The following is a 16,345-nucleotide window of genomic DNA, read 5'->3' as shown; positions in this document are numbered from 1 at the left end:
CTTTAGCTGTAGATGCCGGCGGCGTGTACGCGCTGCGCCAGCTGGCGCACGTCGCCCCCCTCTCTCAATCTAGACAGCAGGTCGCCAACCTGCTGCGGGCCGTTGCTGCGCTTGGTCATGTGTTTTCCCCTGCTTGCTGGGTTGGCGTCATGGTTCCAGCCCCATGGGCTTTGCTTGGCTTAGGCCAAGGGATGCCCAAAAAATGCGATTGACCGCAAAACAGCGCGGGCAGGCCGGGCTGCTGCTCAACACACCGGACTTTTTTGCCTGTTCTGTGGCCGCCAAAGCTGCACAAATACTCATTTGCTTTTACGCTCAATTACTCAGGCAGTCTGCCAACGTACTCGGTCAATAGCTCTTTGATGGTCTTACCCTGCTTGGCCGCAAAGATCTTCAGCTTCGTGTGCTGCTCGGCCGGCAGCTCGAAATTCACGCGCTTCGTGCTGGCCTCGTCGGCCAGACTGGCAAGGGTGGCAGCCTTGTTGCTCCGGGCGCTCGGGCGGCCGGCGGTTAGAGTATTAACTGATTTGCTCATTTTTTCAATTCCTCAAATTATCAAATGAGTTTTTGCTTAATCTCGTTCGCCAAGGCGTGGACCTCGGCCGCTGCATCGCCGCCCGGCTCGGAATCCATGACGGTGGTGCCGACGGCGGCAGTGCCGGGATAGCTCACGCGCTGGGTGATGCGCGACGCTAGGATGGGTAAGCCATAACCCGTCAGCGCGTCGGTGACTTCGCCGCCGATGCGTGTGCCCTTGATGGCTCGGGACACCACAAAGGCTGCTTGCAGGCGACCGTCTGTGACCTCGATGCGCTGCTTGACCAGATCCACCAGGTCAGCGGTAGCCCAAATGTCGTAAGGACTGGGTTGCACCGGGATCAGCACAAAGTCAGCCGCCTTGATAGCAGACACAGCCAAGTCGGCAGCTTGGGGGGCGCCGTCGATCACGACGAAATCCTTGCGGGCGATCTGCTTTAGATCGCGGTCGATGGTCGGGCGGTCGATGCCGACCACGGTTAGCGGTTGATCCTCCCGCACCGCCGCCCAATCGCGGGCACTGCCTTGGGGGTCGGAATCGACCAGCAGCACGTCAGCGCCGGCAAGCTGCAAGGCGCGGGCAAGGTGAGTGGCGATGGTCGTTTTCCCAGACCCACCCTTTTGGTTCAGCACGGCGATAACCTTCATTCGGGCTCCTGTGTAAATGCGCCAATGATTCTAACTTCATAGCATCATACCACAAAACGTAAATGAGTAAAGAAGTTGATACTCATTTCTTCATGCTTCGACTGCGGGTTAGTTCGCCTCGCATCGCGCATAAAGCCCCCTTCATCTCGCTAGGTGTCGGCTCCCTCACCTACCTGCTGATGCTCTCGCTGTGCCCCAGCGCCCGGTAGAGCGTCGAACGATGCACGCCCAGCAAGGCGGCTGCATCCTTCACGGTGCGCCCGCTCTGGTCGATCAGTTCGCGGGCATGGGCAATCTGTGCCGGGGTGAGGGTGGGGCGGGGGCCAAACTTCACGCCCCGCGCCTTGGCCGCCTCGCGGCCGTACTTGGTGCGGTCGATGATCAGAGAGCGCTCAAATTCGGCAATGCCGGCAAACACGGTCAGCACCATGCGCCCAGCCGGGGTGGTGGTGTCGGCCCACGGCTCGGCCAGGCTGCGCAGGCCGGCACCGACGGCATGGATGCGCTCGGCAATGTCCAGCAGATCGCGCGTGCTGCGGGCCAAGCGGTCAAGCCGGGCCACAGTCACCACGTCACCGGCGCGCAGGTGATCGAGCAGCCGGGCCAACTCAGGCCGCTCGCGCCTGGTGCCGGTGATCTTCTCGGCGTAGATGCGGGAGCATCCAGCCGCATGCAGGTCGGCGCGCTGGTTGCTCAAGTCCTGGCCATCGGTGCTGACGCGGGCATAGCCCAGCAGCAAGCGCCCGCCCTCTAGGTCGAGCGCAGCAGGTGTGTTCATGCCCTTCATGGTCAATCGTCTCCGGTTTTAGTCGCAAGTGTTCGCAATTATGCAACTAAAACATGCAACACGGCCACGCTTAGCAAAAAAATCCGCAGCACGGCCTGTCGCACAACTTAGGACTTATGCGACGCCGCAAGACAACTTCAGCGCACCAGGCAGTGTGCTACCATGCACTTATCGTGTAACACATAAGGGCGCGCTATGAGCGATGCAACATTTACCTTCAGGGTCGACGAATCCTTGAAGTCCGAGTTCTCCAGCGCAGCCAAAAACCGCGACCGCAACGCCGCGCAGCTTCTGCGCGACTTCATGCGCGACTTTGTGCAGCAGCAGCAAGAAGCAGCAGCGCATGACGCTTGGTTCCATCGCCAGGTGCAAATCGGCCTAGATTCGGCCAATGCCGGCAACCTGATCCAGTCAGCCGAGGTCGAAGCCGAGTTTGCGGCCAAGCGGGCAGCAACACGTCGTCGGCTTGAAGCCTCTGCCGAATGATGGAATTGTTTTGGACGCCCGAGGCGACGCAAGACCGCGACGAAATCTATAACTACATCGAGGCCGACAACCCGGCCGCCGCGCTGGCCCTCGATGAACTGTTTGCAGAGAAAGCCGGCCGCCTGGTCGATCATCCCGGCTTGGGCCAAGCTGGTGCCCCCGCCGCGCACGCACCGCCACCGCTACTTTGGCGTGCTGGCACCGAACTCACCCTTGAGGCCTGCCGTCACGGCGCTGGCGCGTGATGCAGCGGTGAAACCGGCGCAGGTGCAAGCCGAGCCAGCCAGCACGGCTGCAGGCGAGGGCGCACTTGGGGTAAGAAGCCCACTGCCAACCCAGACCGAGCCCGCCCAGCCGGTGCCACCCAAGCGCCCGGCGCACTATTTGTGGGCGGTGCTGATGGCCCGTATCTACGAGGTGTTCCCGCTGCTGTGCCCCATCTGCGGCGGGCAAATGCACATCATCGCCTTCATCACACACAGTGCCGATATCCGCCAAATACTGGAGCACATCGGGGTGGAGACGGAGCCGCCGCACATCACCCCGGCACGCGGGCCGCCACTGTGGGACGAGTGCGACGCGCAAGCCGCAGAGGGCGTGGAGCCAGCCCCAGACTGGGATGAAGCGACCCAACCGGCCCCGGACTTCGAGGTCGATCAGCGCGTCAGTTGGTAGGGTGGCAACAGCGGTTAACAGTGGTTTTGCCAACGTTGCGAGGCAGCGCTGCGCCTGTCACCGCCAAAAACGGGTCATACCGAAAAATCTCGGGCAACTGGCTTTGAGAAATCAACCCAGCAGTCCCCTGTGTGCATGCCTGAGACGCCCCAAACGTGTGCCATACTTGTGCTCATGCGGTTGGATTTCCTATCCCCGCAATGGCCCGCGACGTCGCGCTCGCGCGAGTGTGCCGCGACGTGCCTCGCAGGCGCCTTGCCTCGGCGCGCATCTTTTCATAGAATGAACAGACCTAAACAACCAGCAGATTGACAAGGATAACAACCGTGGCATTGTGGTGCAATCCATGATTACAAAGGAGATGCACCATGTCGTCCCCTCCCGCAGAACTCGCGCAGCTGACGGCCATTCACACGCTCGGACCCACCGGCACCAATTGCGAAGCGGCCGCACGGCACTACGCGTCGAGCCGGGGCCTCTCGGTCGAGATCGTCCTCCATCGCACGCTCGAGGAGGGCATGGCCCGCGTGCTGGACGATCCGCGCTCCGCGCTGCTCGGTTGCGTGGTCTATCCGGATCTCCACGGCCTCGTCTTTCCCTATCTCGACCGCATGGTGCTCGCCGACCAGTTCCTCTTCGATACGTTTCCGATGCTGCTCGCGGCGCGCGAGCCCGGCGTGCGGCCGACCCGCGTCGCCTCGCATCCGGCGCCGCGCGCGCTGGTGCCGGCGGGCGTGGAGGTCGTGCTCGCGACGAGCAACGCCGCCGCGGCGCGTTCCTGCGCGGCGGGAGAGGTCGACGGCTGCATCACCACTCGCCCTGCCGCGGAGGCGAACGGGCTCGCGATCCTCGTCGATCACGGCCCGGTGCCGATGGGCTTCACCATCCACGCGCATCGCGCTCTCGCGAGGAGGGCGGCATGATCGGGAGGCTCGTCGAGGACGTCGCCCGCGTCGGCGCGGCGCAGGAGCCCGACGGCGGATTGCGCGCGGACGCGGCGGGCGAGGCCGCGCGGGCCGCGCTGCCGGCTCTGGCCGAGGAGGCCGCGCGGATCGCGGAGGGTCTCGGCGCGCGCACGTATGGAGAGGCGCTCGTCGCCGATACGCGAGACTGGCTGGCGCGGGGCGCCGATGGCCGGCCTGATTTCTCGCGCTCGCGGGACGCGCTTCGCGCGCCGGAAGACGAGCGCCCGTTCTTCTTCTTCGGCCCTTTGCGCCTGGCGAACGGGGGGCGCGTCGGCTACCGGTTCGAGTGCTTCCTGGCGCTGCGCGAGGAGCCGGGGGACGCGCCCTATCGTGCCCTGTACGCGGGCTTCCCGCACCCGAAGAACATCTGCCAATCCGCGCATCTGATCGCCGGCTCGCCGGGCCTGACGCGCGGCAACAACATCGTTTTCTTTCCCGAGAACATCGCCGCGCCCGACGTGCCCGACAAGCAGCTCTACGCGCTGTTCTTCTTCAACAAGTTCAAGGCGATCTACGAGACGATCACGATCCCCTCGTGGGACCGCGTCGGGCGGCCTGAGGCGCTCGTCGCCTCGCGCGGCGCCGACGCGCGGGACGTCTACGAGGCGCGCTGCGTGTGGGGCTACCTGCACGATTACTTCCACCATCGCGGCCCGCGCTCCTTCGACGAGCACATCGGCGTGAAGACGCGCTGGTTCACGGGCCTCCTGGAGGAGCTGAAGGTCGATCTGCAATCCTTCCGCGTCTGCCGGGCGGGCGGCGTGCCTCATGGCGCGATGGTGGCCGAGTTCATCCTGTTCGACCGCACGATGCGCTATCCGGGCGAGCCGGACTGGTCGCGCAATTTCGATTCCGGCACCGGTCTCCTCCTCCTCGCCTATCTCGCCGAGGCGGGGGCGATCGGCGTGTCCTCGACGGGGCGGCTCGATGTCGATCTCCTCGCCGTCGAGGCTGCGGGCGCACGCTTCGCCGCCGAGGTCGAGGCGCTGGAGCGGCTCCCGGACGCGGATTACCTCGAGGCGGCCGAGGCGATGGTGCGCCGCTACCTGCCCGCACCGGGCCCGGGCGAGATCCGCTTCGGCGTGCCCGAGATCCTGCGTGGCAGCCTCTTCCACGATCTCGTCGGACGCGCGCCGACGATCGCCTTCAGCCTCGACGAAGGCGCGCTCGGCGAGAAGCTGCGCCCGCAGGCCCGGAGGCTCGCGGCATGAGCACGAGCGCGGTTCCGAGCCCGAGCGCATCGCCTCTCGCGAGCGCCGTCGCCCGCTATTTCGAGGCCTGCAACAGCGGCGACCGGGACCTCTTTTTCGGCCTCTTCGCGCCCGATGCGGGCCATTACCTCCCCAAGGGCATGTTCGGCCCCTTCCACGACGTGGAGAGCCTCTTCGCCCGCTGGCGCGAGGACGCGGCCAGGACCGGCGCCTATTGGATCGCCGATCGGGTCTACGCGGACGATGCGGCCCGCACCGCGATCGCCGAATGGACCGCGGTCAAGCCGAAGGACGGCGTGTATTTCCGCGGCGTCGACGTCTTCGCCTTCGACGAGCAGGGGCGAATCGTCGAGGTTCGGGTGTACTACGCCTCTCCGCGCGACCCCTCGATCGGCGACAACGAGCTCGGCGGGTACGATTACCACGACGGGGGCTGGCACGTGCCGGCCGCCCCCGTCTCCGCTCACGGCACTTGACGGACGACCTCACATGGCGACGAGCGCCTGGCTCCTCGCGATCGTTCTCTTCGCGATCTCGACGAGCTTCTCACCGGGACCCAACAACCTGCTCCTCGTCACGTCGGGCGCCAAGTTCGGGCTCTCGCGCACCTGGCGGCACATCATGGGCGTGGCCTTCGGCTTTCCCGTGATGATCGCGATCATCGCGATCTTCCTCGGCGCCGTGTTCCAGGCCCTGCCCTGGCTGCACTACGCGCTCAACTACGTCGGCGCGGCCTATCTCCTCTACCTCACGTGGAAGCTCGTGATGGCGGGCGGCTCGATGGAGGAGGGCAATGTCGGCAAGCCCATCGGCTTCGTCGAGGCGGCGCTGTTCCAATGGGTGAACCCCAAGGCCTGGGTGATGGCGACGGGCGCCATCGCGGCCTACACGACCACCGCCGGCTTCGGATTCGAGGTCGCGGCGATCGTCGCCGTGTTCACGCTGGTCGGGCTCGGCTCGAGCGTGACCTGGGCGTCGTTCGGGAGCTTCATCGCCCGCTTCCTCCACACGCCCGCCCGCATGCGTGCCTTCAACATCGTGCTCGGCCTGATGCTGCTCGCCTCGATCGTGCCGATCCTGATGGCGCGCGCGCCGGGGTGACGTGCGGCGCGGATCGGTGTAACCGGGGCTCCATACCGGAGCGTCGAGAAGAACCATGTCCGATCCCGTCACCGTCGAGATCACCCGCGGGCCGCTCGTCGAATCGCGCCATCGCGTCGACGTCTGCGTCGTCGATGCGCAGGGCGGGCGCGTGTTGGTGCGCGGCGACGTCGAGACGCCGGTCTTTCCGCGCTCGGCGGTGAAGGGCATCCAGGCGATCCCGCTCGTCGCGACGGGGGCCGCCGAAAGGCTCGGCCTCACGGATGCGCATGTGCACTTCCATGTCTGCGCAGTCGATGGCGTGTTTGAGGAAGTGGCGGGCGAGGAGGTCGATGCTGCTGATGCAGCTTCTCAAAGCTCACCATCGCGCATCATCTTCCACCCCGCCACCGGCGTGACTGCGGATGCCGTGGGTCAGGTGCAGGCCAGCTTACGCAAACGCATCCTGCGCGCCTTTGTCGGACGGGGCCTGCTGGAGAGTTTCGAGGCCCAAGAGATGCTGGGCTACAAGCACAGCGGGTTTTCGGCGGACACCAGCGTGTGCATAGCGGCGCACGACCGCGCCGGGCTGGAGCGGCTGCTGCGCTACTGCGCCCGCCCGCCGTTTGCCATGGAGCGGCTGCGCAAAGCGGGCAGCGAGCTGGTCTACCGCTGCGCCAAGCAGCACAGCGAGCCCGGCAGCCTGCCTCACAACAAGCGCGGCGTAAAGGCCGATGAGATCACCCTCACCCCGCTGGAGCTGATTGAACGTATCGCCAAGCTGGTGCCCCCGCCGCGCACGCACCGCCACCGCTACTTTGGCGTGCTGGCACCGAACTCACCCTTGAGGCCTGCCGTCACGGCGCTGGCGCGTGATGCAGCGGTGAAACCGGCGCAGGTGCAAGCCGAGCCAGCCAGCACGGCTGCAGGCGAGGGCGCACTTGGGGTAAGAAGCCCACTGCCAACCCAGACCGAGCCCGCCCAGCCGGTGCCACCCAAGCGCCCGGCGCACTATTTGTGGGCGGTGCTGATGGCCCGTATCTACGAGGTGTTCCCGCTGCTGTGCCCCATCTGCGGCGGGCAAATGCACATCATCGCCTTCATCACACACAGTGCCGATATCCGCCAAATACTGGAGCACATCGGGGTGGAGACGGAGCCGCCGCACATCACCCCGGCACGCGGGCCGCCACTGTGGGACGAGTGCGACGCGCAAGCCGCAGAGGGCGTGGAGCCAGCCCCAGACTGGGATGAAGCGACCCAACCGGCCCCGGACTTCGAGGTCGATCAGCGCGTCAGTTGGTAGGGTGGCAACAGCGGTTAACAGTGGTTTTGCCAACGTTGCGAGGCAGCGCTGCGCCTGTCACCGCCAAAAACGGGTCATACCGAAAAATCTCGGGCAACTGGCTTTGAGAAATCAACCCAGCAGTCCCCTGTGTGCATGCCTGAGACGCCCCAAACGTGTGCCATACTTGTGCTCATGCGGTTGGATTTCCTATCCCCCTTCCTGGTCTCAATGTTCCTCGGTGGCAAGAGTGAAATCGTTGGGGGTGTGGTGACCGTTGGCTGGCTTGCCGCCTCCGCAGGCTGGATTTACCACGCCTTCCAATACAACGGGAAGGTCTGGCCTTCGCTGAAAGCCACTTGGGACAATTCCTTCCTCTGCAACCGCTGCAACGAGATGTTCTGTCTCGGCAACTAAGCCCGCGTGCGACCGTTGGTGGCAAAAAGGCATAACCCTGCGGTCCACCGGACGCTGCGCGATAAAGCCGCGCAGCGCCGGTGACCTCCACGTTAGCCGTCGCACAGCGCCGCAGAGCATGCTGTCCCCCTTCACTCCACGCCAGGGCCAGTACCTTGAGTTCATCTACTTCTACCCTGAATCCGTGACCTCAATTTAGCCACCCCCACGCGCCCGCCCAACCGCTGCCAGAAACAGAAGTTTCTCGCATTTTTCCCGTCCAGCGAGCCGTGCGAAGGCTTGGCGGTGTTCACAAACACCCCTTACCGAGTAACGCTGTTCATGCATGTGTGTTTCTGAAATCAGCATCTCGGCTGCAAAACGGACGACCGGCCGAAGTCGCGGCCGGACTACTGGAATCGGAAGCTGGATGGACGGCCCTAGTAATTTTGGAGTGCGAAACACGCGACCCGCAGCGCCTCGCCGCGCTGGCGGCCAGCATCAAATAGAAGGGCAAGCACATGGGCAGGAAGGAAACCGAAAAAGCGATTACAGATAGCCGCTCCGACCGCGTGACGCGGGGTGGCTCGGTAGACAAGCTGCTGGCCGATGACTGAAGCCAGGGATTCCGGACGGGTTCAATTCTCTGCTCTTTTTGGCTTGCGCGGCTCACTTGGTCAAGCCCCGATCCGCACTGGCGCGAAAACCAGCGATGATCGGTAATTTATCCGGGTCTGGCCCCGTGTAAGGCACCTTGTACTTGCGCTCGATCAGCTTTTTGAGCGAGCTTATCTCTTGCTTGAGTTGCTTCCTGACCCCGGCATAAGCGGGGTATAGCTCTACAGCTTCGCGCATGTGCATCATTGCTGCGCTGGCCTTTTGCTCTTTAATGAGTTTGAGCCAGTAGCGCGCCTGCGGCGCGATTACTTCTGGCGCAAGCCTCCAGCTCAGCGACGTTTGCCTGTCGCTGCCGACTTCATTCGACAGCACAAAATCCTGCACGCGCTTTAGCGGCACCCACTTTTCACGCCGCCACTGCGCGTCTTTGGGGAGTCGGTCATCAAATGCGGTCGATAGCAACACAATTTGCCGTGAGTGCGGTTGACCTAATACAGATAGGTCAAGCGCAACAGCACTCGGTAGGCCTTTGAGCTTGCGGGAATAGCGTTTCCAAGCGGGAAAATTGACGCCATAAACCTCGATGAATTTCTCCATCAGGCTATCTCGTTTGTCGGCGTGAACCACGATCGGGCACTCTGTCGTGAGCACGTAGCCGCGCTGGAAGTGCAGCAGCACGGCTTGCAGGCCGGTGGTGAGGTCATAAATTTTCATGGCGCTTCGTTATCAGTCGGGGTCGGGGCAAGAGTAGCTGCATGCACGAAGTGCCGAGGCGTCAAGCCGTCGTCGCTAAGTCATTATAAGCAGCGTGTGTACGGCTATCAAGGCCGTCTGTGCGAAGCACACAAATGAAGGGGGTAAGGCGGGTCTAGACCCGCCGTCCTTGCCGCGCCAGCGGCACATATCAGACGCCGGAGTGAGCCCCCGGAACCACGTCTATCGCTCACCTGGTTGCGTGGAACGCATCTCTGGGGCCCCTGGTGCGGGCACGCCGCTTGCACTATGCGCATACTGTGCGCATAGTGCAGGCTGCCACCTGCATTACGCTAACAGAGAATTGTCGATAACACACACACCGCACGCGCAATGCGTGCCCACCGCAAGAAATGCCACTTGCGGGAGATCGATTGGCGCCCGGTGCGAGCTAGTAGCCGCACGCCGGGTGCGAGGGAGTATGCGTAGGACTAATCCGCGAAAGCGAGTAACCCCTGTGCATCAGCCCATGCCAATTTGATTTGTGAATAGGTGCGTAAAGTTAGGAATACACGGACCCAGCAATGGACGCTGGGACACGGGATGCTCGAGAGGGTATAACGTGATTGGTGACGGCATACGTAAAGCGCGGAGAGAGCGCATCGCACGATTGACCAAGCGGTCAAGGCGTTGCGGGGCACGAGCTGGCGCAAGCTGGCGAGGTCACGGGAAGCGAAGCCGGAAAAGCACCCCGAAAGGGTGCGAACCAATGGTGAGAAAAATAAGAATAACGTCGCGTGGTAGGGCTGAAATGCCTGCACACCTGGTATCACAGCGCAGTACTGAGTAAGGGAGCCGCTTGACCCTCTTCGAGCCCCCGAAATCGAATCTGCTGAAAGGCGGATAGAAAGCCGAAAGGCTAGGTACTATTGCTGCGGGAACGCGACATCCATCCAAAAACCAAGTGTATATCTGAAACTGACTCTGTCTGCGACGGTCGCGTGTAGGCACACGCGGCGCGGGAAGCGAACCCGAAAAACTAATCGTGACGGATGCGTAACTGACCACGTTGAGAGCGTTGTCCGCAAGGACATTTGGCCACCGAAAGTGAGCAGCGAGTCCGGGAAAACCGGCACGTGAGGCAGCGAGTCGATCGTTATAGTGAGTGTGTGTGTTTGAAAGCCCTGGCAGGGGCCGACAAAGATAACTACAGCAAGCGTGGCAGCGAAGCGTAGTTGAGCGCAGTGAATGCGCGGCGAGAAGTGTAATCGTGTGAGTCAAGAAAACCCGGCGCAAGCCGGGGCTGCGGCATGCGCGTTGCGCATGACCTGATCTACACCCCCGGCCGTTGGCTTGGGGGAATCTAAGTTGCGGCGCAAGCCGCAGCTCAAGCGTGCGCGATTTTCGCGCGATGTTCAATCAAACCCCCGGCCCGATGGTCGGGGGTTTTCTTTTGTGCGCCCGGCACGGGCGCTTTCTTGGTGGTGCAAGTCCCGCCGTCAGGGCGAGTGGGTGAGAAGCAACCGCCACGCCCCGTGCGCCCGCAATCCTCCCAACAGGATGTACCAAAGGTTGGTATTATTGGCGCGTCAACAGGAGAACGCTCATGAGCCGAAACACATCCGTATCCCTCGGGACGCACTTCGCCAGCTTCATCGATGCCCAGGTGCAAGGCGGGCGCTACGGCTCGGCCAGCGATGTTGTCCGGGCAGGCTTGCGGCTGCTGGAAGAGCACGAATCCAAGGTGAAGGCGCTGCAAGATGCTCTACGCGCTGGCCTTGAATCCGGCGAGCCGCGCGCGTTCGACTTCGAGGCCTTCAAGGCCCGTAAGCGTGCAGGGCTGCAGCCGCAGTGAAGGCTGTTGCGTTCTCGCCAGCGGCGCAGGCCGACATTGGCGAAATTTGGGACTACAGCGCCGATAGGTGGGGGCCAGACCAAGCCGACAACTACATCGATGCCATTCGGGATGCGTGCTATGCGCTGGCCCGAGGGACAAAGCACGGTCGCCCGGCCGAGGTGTTGCCGGACTTCCAAAAGTACCTGTGCGGCTCGCACGTAGTCTATTTTCTGAATTACCCTGACCATCTGGACGTGATTCGAGTCCTGCATCAACGGCAGGACGCTGAGCGCCATCTTTAGCCCAAGCCGGGCGCTGTCCATCTCGAGCCTGCTGCGCTGCGGGCTTCCTTGGCTTGCTCCTAGTGGTGCTTGACCTAGTGCGCCATAGTGACAAATATGGCTGCTGCAATTTGACCTAGGCAGCGCTGTCCAACGGGGACCGGCAGCCGGCGGGCCAGTTCCAGCGTGTCACCCGGTAGGCCGGCGGCGGGAAACCCCTCCAAAATTTGTTTGTTTGTTTATTTCTTTATTTGTTTGTTTGTTGTGCTATACTTTAGGCATCGTCCACAAAGGAGCACGCCATGCGTCCAACCGAGTTCCCCGCAGAGGCCATCATCGCGGCCGGTCAGTCCCTACAAGCCGCCGGGCGCAATGTCACCGGTTTTGCGCTGCGCCAACGGGTCGGCGGCGGCAACCCGGCGCGGCTGCGTCAGGTGTGGGATGAGTACCTAGCGAGCAATACCACCGCGCAGGCCCAGCCGCTGGCCGAGCTGCCCGTGGAGGTCGCCGACGAGGTTGCAGCGGTCACGGCGGCGCTCAAGGAGCGCATCACCACACTTGCAGTCGAGCTCAACGACAAAGCCGTCAAAGCTGCCGAGCGCCGAGTGGCCGAGGTTGTGCGCGCCGCCGGCGAGCAGCGCGAGCAAGCCGAACGCGAGCTGGCTGACGCCACCTCCACGGTTGACGACCTCGAGAAAACGCTGGATGCAACCAGGTCGGAAGTCGAGGCCTTGGGCGGCAAGCTCACCGATTCGCAAGCCCACGGACAAGCGCAGGCGGTCGAGCTGGCCCAGTTGCGCGAACGGCTCACCGCTGCGGAGCAATCGATCAGATCCGACGCCGAGGCCTTCGAGCGCTTGCGCACCGAGCTGGCCCAAGCACGCAGTGAAGCGCAAGCAGCGCGCGAGGATGCGGCGCGCTTGCGCGGCCAGGTCGAGGCCCTCGAGGGCCAGCGGGCCGAGCTGGTGCAAGTCTTGGCCGAACGGCCAGTGGCGGCACCCAAGGCTGAAAGGCCAGCGAGCAAGGGTTGAGCTGGGTGCTGTGCGCTGCACGCTGCACCCAGTGATATGAACTACCCCACCCTTTGCTCAGCATAGGGTGGAGTCCGGGTCGGCGGCGAAGGCAGAGGTAAGAAGTAGCGAACAGGACATTCCTTGTAACGCACTCCTTACTAAATTAAACTTGAAAGACATAACCAACCTCAAAAGGAAATGACGATGCTCGCCACACTCACCAGCAAGGGACAAGTCACCTTGCCCGCGCCGATCCGCGCCGCGCTCAGGCTCGATGCCGGCGCACGTCTCGACTTCGCCTTGCAGGACGACGGCTCGATCCGCGTCGTGCCGGTTTCGCGCGATCCGCTCGCTGTCTGCGCCGTGTTGCCCAAACCGCTGCGCGGGCCAGTCAGCGTTGCGGACATGCGCGCCGCAGTCGCCGGACGTGCCGCAGAGCGCTTTGCGCGGGGCGCCAAGTGATCGGTCTCGACACCAACGTGCTGGTGCGCGTGCTGGTCGACGACGGCTCGGCGGACGTGACCAAGGCGCGCAAGTTCGTCGCCGCACAGGCGGCGGAAGGGTGCGATTTCTTTGTCGATACGGTCGTGCTGGTCGAGATGGTCTGGGTGCTTGAAACCGTGTTCGGTTACGGGCGCACCGATATCGGCACGGCTATCGACGCGATACTGGGCAACGCCGCCTATGTCGTCGATGGACGCGAAACCGTTGCGGCGGCGCTCGCACTGTTCCGCAACGGAAAGGCGGACTTCTCCGACTGCCTGATCGTCGCGCGCAATGCGGCGGCCGGCTGCACCGGCACGGCCTCGCTCGACAAGGCCATGCGGCCTTTGTCCGGCGTTATCGCGCTCTGACCTTTTCACCCGGCGACCCTCCTGCCCTGCCGCCAGGCACCCGCCCCCATGACCAGCAGCAGCGTGAGGATCACGCCCAGCGCCAGCGAAACCGCAGCAGGCGGCAACTCCACCGACTGGCGCGCTGCGCACGCAGCGGACGGGGGCGGAGCCCCGCCCCCGGCGCTAGCGGCCAGCGGCCGTGCAAAACCGCATTGTCCACCGCGCGCGGGCGCGCCGTGGACAACCCGCGCCGGGGCGCGGGACTGCGGTTTCGCCCCGCCTGACGCTCCCCCACCCTGTTTAACAGATACCAAATACCGGAGCGGGCGGCCAAAAGAGCGGCGACTGCCTGTCCATTTATCGTTACACAGTTACGATAAATCAAGGGTGCCGCCGCCGGTGTAGGGGCCAGCAGGGCAGGCGCAGTCCAACCGAGCAACCGCAGCCCAGCCCGCATACAAACCGATAGGTGCCAGCGCAGGCCGGGTGTAGCTTGTCGTGCAGTGCAGACACCCCGCCCCGCGTGCTACGCCGTCACTGGTGGCCACCGGCGGGCGGGTATGCACCAAGGCCAGTATCCAAACCGTGCTGCCGTCGATCTCGTACACCAGCCTATAGCTTTCATGCGCTATCACTTGGCCTGAGCCTTGTGCGCCTCGACGTAGGAGCGCAAAACGGCGTTCATGCGCGACTGGTAGCGCTTGCCGGCGTGCTTGAAGTACGCCAGCACGTCGGCATCGATGCGCAGCGTCACTTGCTTCTTGGCATGGGGCAGCTCTGCCGCCGCCTTCATCCAGACCGCATGGGGTAGTGCAGGTGCGTCGCTGTAGTCGATCTGCTCATCGGGCATCGAGGCCACGGCAGCCAGTCGCGCCTTTTGCTCGGTGCCCAAGCGCGGCGGTCGCTTGAGGTCAAGGGTGCGCTTGACGATAGTGCTTTCTTTCGCTGGCATTGGCTTTCCTTGCTGAAATCAGGCGGATGGTGTGCTCGTGTCGAACGGTATAGACCACGTAGAGCACGGCGCAGTAGGCCAAGCCGATCGTGGCCCAGCGGTCCTCTCCATAGTCTGCGCGCCCGTCGTAAGCCTCGACCCGGTTGGAGTCGTAAAAAACCAGCGCGGCATCTTCGAAGGAAACGCCGTGCTTGGTCAGGTTGCGCGCCGCTTTGTCGGCGTCCCATTCGATCTCCATGGTGGCCGTAGTGTAGCTGCGTTTTGTAGTTACGCCAAGTCCTGCCAGCGCACGCCTAGTTGGGTGCTGTACCCTGGCCTCTCTGGCGCGTTTTTTGGTGTCGATTGATACCTCGGGCATCACCAAGCTCATAAAAACGCTTCTAGGCCAGTTTTAAGCCGTTCTTGGGCGTGCGGCAGCGGAGATCGAAGCTGCCGCCGTCACCCACCCATTGTTAAACCGGCTGTTTGAATACAAAAGCAGGCACGCCCGGGCAGGGTTTGAGCGCGTGCTCGCGCGATTGTGGACGTCGAGCGGCGCAGCGGGGGGGCGCGTTAGCGCCTCTTTACATCCCCCCCCGCTTGCGGGGGGGCTGTTGGGTGCTGTCCGTGGACGTGTGTGCGTGTGCTCGCGCGCGCATGCGAGTTAAAACCTTGTTAAAAGGTTAAAGCGCGCGCGCATGTTACGGGTTGAACAACCTCAACCAAGTCAACGGGTTACACAACGTTTGCGCGTGTGAAACCGCGATAGTGGGCGCGTGTGAAACCGCGAGGAATGCGCGTGTGAAACCGCGAGCTTAGACCGACTTATCCACAGTTTTCGGCGCCCTTGGCTTGCGCCCCTTGGGGGCCTTGGGGGCCTTTTTCTCGGGCTCGCTCCGGGTCGGCGGGTCGCCAATGATCGCAAACTTGTAGTCTGTGCCCTTGGCATTAATTTCGTCTATCGAGGCAAACAGCGCGCCCACAATATTGGTCACCATCTGCGACACGTCGCTGTCCGGCCTAAACACTCCAGCTATGGCCAGCGCCACGGATGGCATCCCGTTTTCTTCACCGATGGTCACTGTAAAAATTCCGCTCATTTCTTGCCTTTCAAGATGCAGTTTGCAAGCTGCTGTATGTCTCGCGTGTAGAAGCGCACTTTGCCGTCACTGGTGAGAGTCAGCCGGTACTCTGGTAGTGTGTCGGCTTTGATGATGGTCTCCAGCTCGGCGCGGAACTGGCGCAGCCGCGCCACTGTACTACCGCACTTGTCGCGCAAGGCTTCAAGCCCGATGTCCCACATCCCCTGCGCCCCCGTGTGCTTGCGCGCTATCTCGTACAGGCGGCGCTCCAAGGGCTTGCGCAGCCTGAAATAGTCGCGGCTGATGGTCAGCACTTCTTTCGCGTTGATCGCGTTAAACAGCCAGTCCGACAGCTTCACCTCGACGGCTACCATGCGGCTGTCGCCGGGCGCCTTCTCGACGACTTCCCAAGTATCGATGATGCCAAAGCCCTTAGCCGCCCTCCCGCCCTTCTTGCCAGTCACGATGTTGGTCGTGATCTGCGTGCCCGCCAGCCGGTTGAGCGCGTCACGCAGCCGCTCGTAGTCGTCGCCTCGCGTGTTTCGGTTCGTGGCCACTAGGAAATCGTATGCCGTGAAGCGCACCACGCGCTGGAGCTTCTTGCCTGCGTTGAGCGCGGCCACTAGCTGGCTGGTGCAGTAGATCAGCACGTCCTTGTCGTGCTGGGTGGCGCGCCCGTAGAAGCCGGGCGCAACCTCGACGGTCTTTTTGCCGTCGCTGCTCGTCCAGCGCCAGAGCTTTTTGTCCTCTCTCGTGGTGAGCGAAAAAATGGGAGCCTCCATCGTCGCCTGGTCGTCTTTGAGCGCGTAATCCACCAAATCCGCTACAAAGAAATCCACCTGCTTGTGCTTATCTGGCAGCAAGCCCCCCAGCTTCATTGCCTGCGCATCAATCTCTTCTTGCGCCCTTTTCGCTCGCGCCTGCCTCATCATCTCGACTCGGGCAGCAACAACATCTGCGGGTGGGATCATTTTTCGACTCCTT

General features: G+C 63.1%; 21 protein-coding genes and 2 pseudogenes. 14 read left to right on the top strand and 9 right to left on the bottom strand.

Annotated features, from left to right (window positions below):
• Positions 1-319: 319 nt before the first annotated feature.
• From SRAH_RS12490 to SRAH_RS12480, 3 genes are all read right to left on the bottom strand, one after another.
• Positions 320-535 carry a chromosome partitioning protein ParB gene (locus SRAH_RS12490; RefSeq protein WP_029463546.1) on the bottom strand — a complete coding sequence of 72 codons (216 nt, stop codon included), beginning with the start codon at positions 533-535 and terminating at the stop codon, positions 320-322.
• A 20-nt stretch (positions 536-555) separates the two neighbouring features.
• Positions 556-1,185: a ParA family partition ATPase gene (gene parA, locus SRAH_RS12485; protein ID WP_029463545.1), complete on the bottom strand. Its 630-nt coding sequence runs from the start codon at positions 1,183-1,185 to the stop codon at positions 556-558.
• A 169-nt stretch (positions 1,186-1,354) separates the two neighbouring features.
• Positions 1,355-1,963 (bottom strand): recombinase family protein, encoded by a 609-nt coding sequence (locus tag SRAH_RS12480; RefSeq protein WP_029463544.1) that lies wholly within the window; start codon positions 1,961-1,963, stop codon positions 1,355-1,357.
• Between the two features lie 204 nt (positions 1,964-2,167).
• Here SRAH_RS12480 and SRAH_RS12475 point away from each other — a divergent pair, with 204 nt between their 5' ends.
• The 9 genes and pseudogenes from SRAH_RS12475 (at position 2,168) to SRAH_RS12435 (ending at position 8,091) form a co-directional block, all read left to right on the top strand.
• Positions 2,168-2,458 (top strand): CopG family ribbon-helix-helix protein, encoded by a 291-nt coding sequence (locus SRAH_RS12475; protein WP_029463543.1) that lies wholly within the window; start codon positions 2,168-2,170, stop codon positions 2,456-2,458.
• Positions 2,458-2,703 (top strand): type II toxin-antitoxin system RelE/ParE family toxin, encoded by a 246-nt coding sequence (locus SRAH_RS13110; protein ID WP_231851300.1) that lies wholly within the window; start codon positions 2,458-2,460, stop codon positions 2,701-2,703. Before SRAH_RS12475 ends, SRAH_RS13110 begins: the two co-directional genes overlap by 1 nt.
• Positions 2,588-3,133, top strand: a pseudogene (locus tag SRAH_RS12465) (IS91 family transposase); the annotation flags it as partial. The gene SRAH_RS13110 and the pseudogene SRAH_RS12465, both read left to right, overlap by 116 nt.
• A 368-nt stretch (positions 3,134-3,501) precedes the next feature.
• On the top strand, positions 3,502-4,056 hold the full coding sequence (locus SRAH_RS12460) for a type 2 periplasmic-binding domain-containing protein (protein WP_029463540.1): 555 nt from the start codon (positions 3,502-3,504) through the stop codon (positions 4,054-4,056).
• Positions 4,053-5,309 (top strand): DUF6421 family protein, encoded by a 1,257-nt coding sequence (locus SRAH_RS12455; RefSeq protein ID WP_052369219.1) that lies wholly within the window; start codon positions 4,053-4,055, stop codon positions 5,307-5,309. The genes SRAH_RS12460 and SRAH_RS12455 overlap by 4 nt, the downstream gene beginning before the upstream one ends.
• Entirely contained in the window at positions 5,306-5,785 is a 480-nt protein-coding gene (locus SRAH_RS12450) for a nuclear transport factor 2 family protein (RefSeq protein WP_045477517.1), read from the top strand. Before SRAH_RS12455 ends, SRAH_RS12450 begins: the two co-directional genes overlap by 4 nt.
• Before the next feature lie 13 nt (positions 5,786-5,798).
• A complete protein-coding gene (locus SRAH_RS12445; RefSeq protein WP_029463538.1) occupies positions 5,799-6,410 on the top strand; it encodes a LysE family translocator in 612 nt (203 codons plus the stop codon).
• Positions 6,411-6,465: 55 nt separating this feature from the next.
• Positions 6,466-7,695, top strand: a complete 1,230-nt coding sequence (locus SRAH_RS12440; protein WP_268747546.1) for a transposase — start codon at positions 6,466-6,468, stop codon at positions 7,693-7,695.
• Between the two features lie 174 nt (positions 7,696-7,869).
• Positions 7,870-8,091, top strand: a complete 222-nt coding sequence (locus SRAH_RS12435; RefSeq protein WP_149028991.1) for a hypothetical protein — start codon at positions 7,870-7,872, stop codon at positions 8,089-8,091.
• A 648-nt stretch (positions 8,092-8,739) separates the two neighbouring features.
• Here SRAH_RS12435 and SRAH_RS12430 read toward each other — a convergent pair.
• Complete coding sequence (locus SRAH_RS12430) at positions 8,740-9,402, bottom strand: hypothetical protein (RefSeq protein WP_029463535.1); 663 nt, start codon at positions 9,400-9,402, stop codon at positions 8,740-8,742.
• Positions 9,403-10,987: 1,585 nt separating this feature from the next.
• On the opposite strand from SRAH_RS12430, the gene SRAH_RS12425 reads away from it, so the two are divergent.
• The 5 genes from SRAH_RS12425 (at position 10,988) to SRAH_RS12405 (ending at position 13,366) form a co-directional block, all read left to right on the top strand.
• Positions 10,988-11,236, top strand: coding sequence for a type II toxin-antitoxin system ParD family antitoxin (locus SRAH_RS12425; RefSeq protein WP_029463534.1), 249 nt, complete (start codon positions 10,988-10,990; stop codon positions 11,234-11,236).
• The gene (locus SRAH_RS12420; RefSeq protein WP_029463533.1) at positions 11,233-11,520 is read left to right on the top strand and encodes a type II toxin-antitoxin system RelE/ParE family toxin; all 288 of its coding nucleotides are present in this window, start codon (positions 11,233-11,235) and stop codon (positions 11,518-11,520) included. The genes SRAH_RS12425 and SRAH_RS12420 overlap by 4 nt, the downstream gene beginning before the upstream one ends.
• 281 nt (positions 11,521-11,801) lie before the next feature.
• Positions 11,802-12,530, top strand: coding sequence for a DNA-binding protein (locus tag SRAH_RS12415; RefSeq protein ID WP_034112471.1), 729 nt, complete (start codon positions 11,802-11,804; stop codon positions 12,528-12,530).
• 186 nt (positions 12,531-12,716) lie between these two features.
• On the top strand, positions 12,717-12,974 hold the full coding sequence (locus SRAH_RS12410) for an AbrB/MazE/SpoVT family DNA-binding domain-containing protein (protein ID WP_029463531.1): 258 nt from the start codon (positions 12,717-12,719) through the stop codon (positions 12,972-12,974).
• Entirely contained in the window at positions 12,971-13,366 is a 396-nt protein-coding gene (locus SRAH_RS12405) for a type II toxin-antitoxin system VapC family toxin (RefSeq protein ID WP_029463530.1), read from the top strand. The genes SRAH_RS12410 and SRAH_RS12405 overlap by 4 nt, the downstream gene beginning before the upstream one ends.
• Before the next feature lie 508 nt (positions 13,367-13,874).
• On the opposite strand, the pseudogene SRAH_RS13105 reads toward SRAH_RS12405, so the two are convergent.
• The 5 genes and pseudogenes from SRAH_RS13105 to SRAH_RS12380 all read right to left on the bottom strand — a co-directional run.
• Positions 13,875-13,980 (bottom strand): annotated as a pseudogene (locus tag SRAH_RS13105) (type II toxin-antitoxin system RelE/ParE family toxin); the annotation flags it as partial.
• The gene (locus SRAH_RS12395) at positions 13,980-14,300 is read right to left on the bottom strand and encodes a BrnA antitoxin family protein (protein ID WP_029463529.1); all 321 of its coding nucleotides are present in this window, start codon (positions 14,298-14,300) and stop codon (positions 13,980-13,982) included. The gene SRAH_RS12395 and the pseudogene SRAH_RS13105, both read right to left, overlap by 1 nt.
• The gene (locus tag SRAH_RS12390; RefSeq protein ID WP_029463528.1) at positions 14,260-14,538 is read right to left on the bottom strand and encodes a BrnT family toxin; all 279 of its coding nucleotides are present in this window, start codon (positions 14,536-14,538) and stop codon (positions 14,260-14,262) included. The genes SRAH_RS12395 and SRAH_RS12390 overlap by 41 nt, the downstream gene beginning before the upstream one ends.
• A gap of 556 nt (positions 14,539-15,094) precedes the next feature.
• On the bottom strand, positions 15,095-15,379 hold the full coding sequence (locus SRAH_RS12385; RefSeq protein WP_029463527.1) for a hypothetical protein: 285 nt from the start codon (positions 15,377-15,379) through the stop codon (positions 15,095-15,097).
• A complete protein-coding gene (locus SRAH_RS12380) occupies positions 15,376-16,332 on the bottom strand; it encodes a replication initiator protein A (protein WP_082027494.1) in 957 nt (318 codons plus the stop codon). The genes SRAH_RS12385 and SRAH_RS12380 overlap by 4 nt, the downstream gene beginning before the upstream one ends.
• Positions 16,333-16,345 lie beyond the last annotated feature (13 nt).

The sequence above is a fragment of the Serpentinimonas barnesii genome (assembly GCF_000696225.1).
GTDB lineage: Bacteria > Pseudomonadota > Gammaproteobacteria > Burkholderiales > Burkholderiaceae_C > Serpentinimonas > Serpentinimonas barnesii.
This window is presented reverse-complemented; position numbering and strand designations above follow the sequence as displayed.

Bases quoted from the DNA above. Each gene is read 5' to 3' on its own strand.
- SRAH_RS12490 (WP_029463546.1), bottom strand. From the start codon at position 535: ATGAGCAAATCAGTTAATACTCTAACCGCCGGCCGCCCGAGCGCCCGG.
- parA (WP_029463545.1), bottom strand. From the start codon at position 1,185: ATGAAGGTTATCGCCGTGCTGAACCAAAAGGGTGGGTCTGGGAAAACG.
- SRAH_RS12480 (WP_029463544.1), bottom strand. From the start codon at position 1,963: ATGAACACACCTGCTGCGCTCGACCTAGAGGGCGGGCGCTTGCTGCTG.
- SRAH_RS12475 (WP_029463543.1), top strand. From the start codon at position 2,168: ATGAGCGATGCAACATTTACCTTCAGGGTCGACGAATCCTTGAAGTCC.
- SRAH_RS13110 (WP_231851300.1), top strand. From the start codon at position 2,458: ATGGAATTGTTTTGGACGCCCGAGGCGACGCAAGACCGCGACGAAATC.
- SRAH_RS12460 (WP_029463540.1), top strand. From the start codon at position 3,502: ATGTCGTCCCCTCCCGCAGAACTCGCGCAGCTGACGGCCATTCACACG.
- SRAH_RS12455 (WP_052369219.1), top strand. From the start codon at position 4,053: ATGATCGGGAGGCTCGTCGAGGACGTCGCCCGCGTCGGCGCGGCGCAG.
- SRAH_RS12450 (WP_045477517.1), top strand. From the start codon at position 5,306: ATGAGCACGAGCGCGGTTCCGAGCCCGAGCGCATCGCCTCTCGCGAGC.
- SRAH_RS12445 (WP_029463538.1), top strand. From the start codon at position 5,799: ATGGCGACGAGCGCCTGGCTCCTCGCGATCGTTCTCTTCGCGATCTCG.
- SRAH_RS12440 (WP_268747546.1), top strand. From the start codon at position 6,466: ATGTCCGATCCCGTCACCGTCGAGATCACCCGCGGGCCGCTCGTCGAA.
- SRAH_RS12435 (WP_149028991.1), top strand. From the start codon at position 7,870: ATGCGGTTGGATTTCCTATCCCCCTTCCTGGTCTCAATGTTCCTCGGT.
- SRAH_RS12430 (WP_029463535.1), bottom strand. From the start codon at position 9,402: ATGAAAATTTATGACCTCACCACCGGCCTGCAAGCCGTGCTGCTGCAC.
- SRAH_RS12425 (WP_029463534.1), top strand. From the start codon at position 10,988: ATGAGCCGAAACACATCCGTATCCCTCGGGACGCACTTCGCCAGCTTC.
- SRAH_RS12415 (WP_034112471.1), top strand. From the start codon at position 11,802: ATGCGTCCAACCGAGTTCCCCGCAGAGGCCATCATCGCGGCCGGTCAG.
- SRAH_RS12410 (WP_029463531.1), top strand. From the start codon at position 12,717: ATGCTCGCCACACTCACCAGCAAGGGACAAGTCACCTTGCCCGCGCCG.
- SRAH_RS12395 (WP_029463529.1), bottom strand. From the start codon at position 14,300: ATGCCAGCGAAAGAAAGCACTATCGTCAAGCGCACCCTTGACCTCAAG.
- SRAH_RS12390 (WP_029463528.1), bottom strand. From the start codon at position 14,538: ATGGAGATCGAATGGGACGCCGACAAAGCGGCGCGCAACCTGACCAAG.
- SRAH_RS12385 (WP_029463527.1), bottom strand. From the start codon at position 15,379: ATGAGCGGAATTTTTACAGTGACCATCGGTGAAGAAAACGGGATGCCA.
- SRAH_RS12380 (WP_082027494.1), bottom strand. From the start codon at position 16,332: ATGATCCCACCCGCAGATGTTGTTGCTGCCCGAGTCGAGATGATGAGG.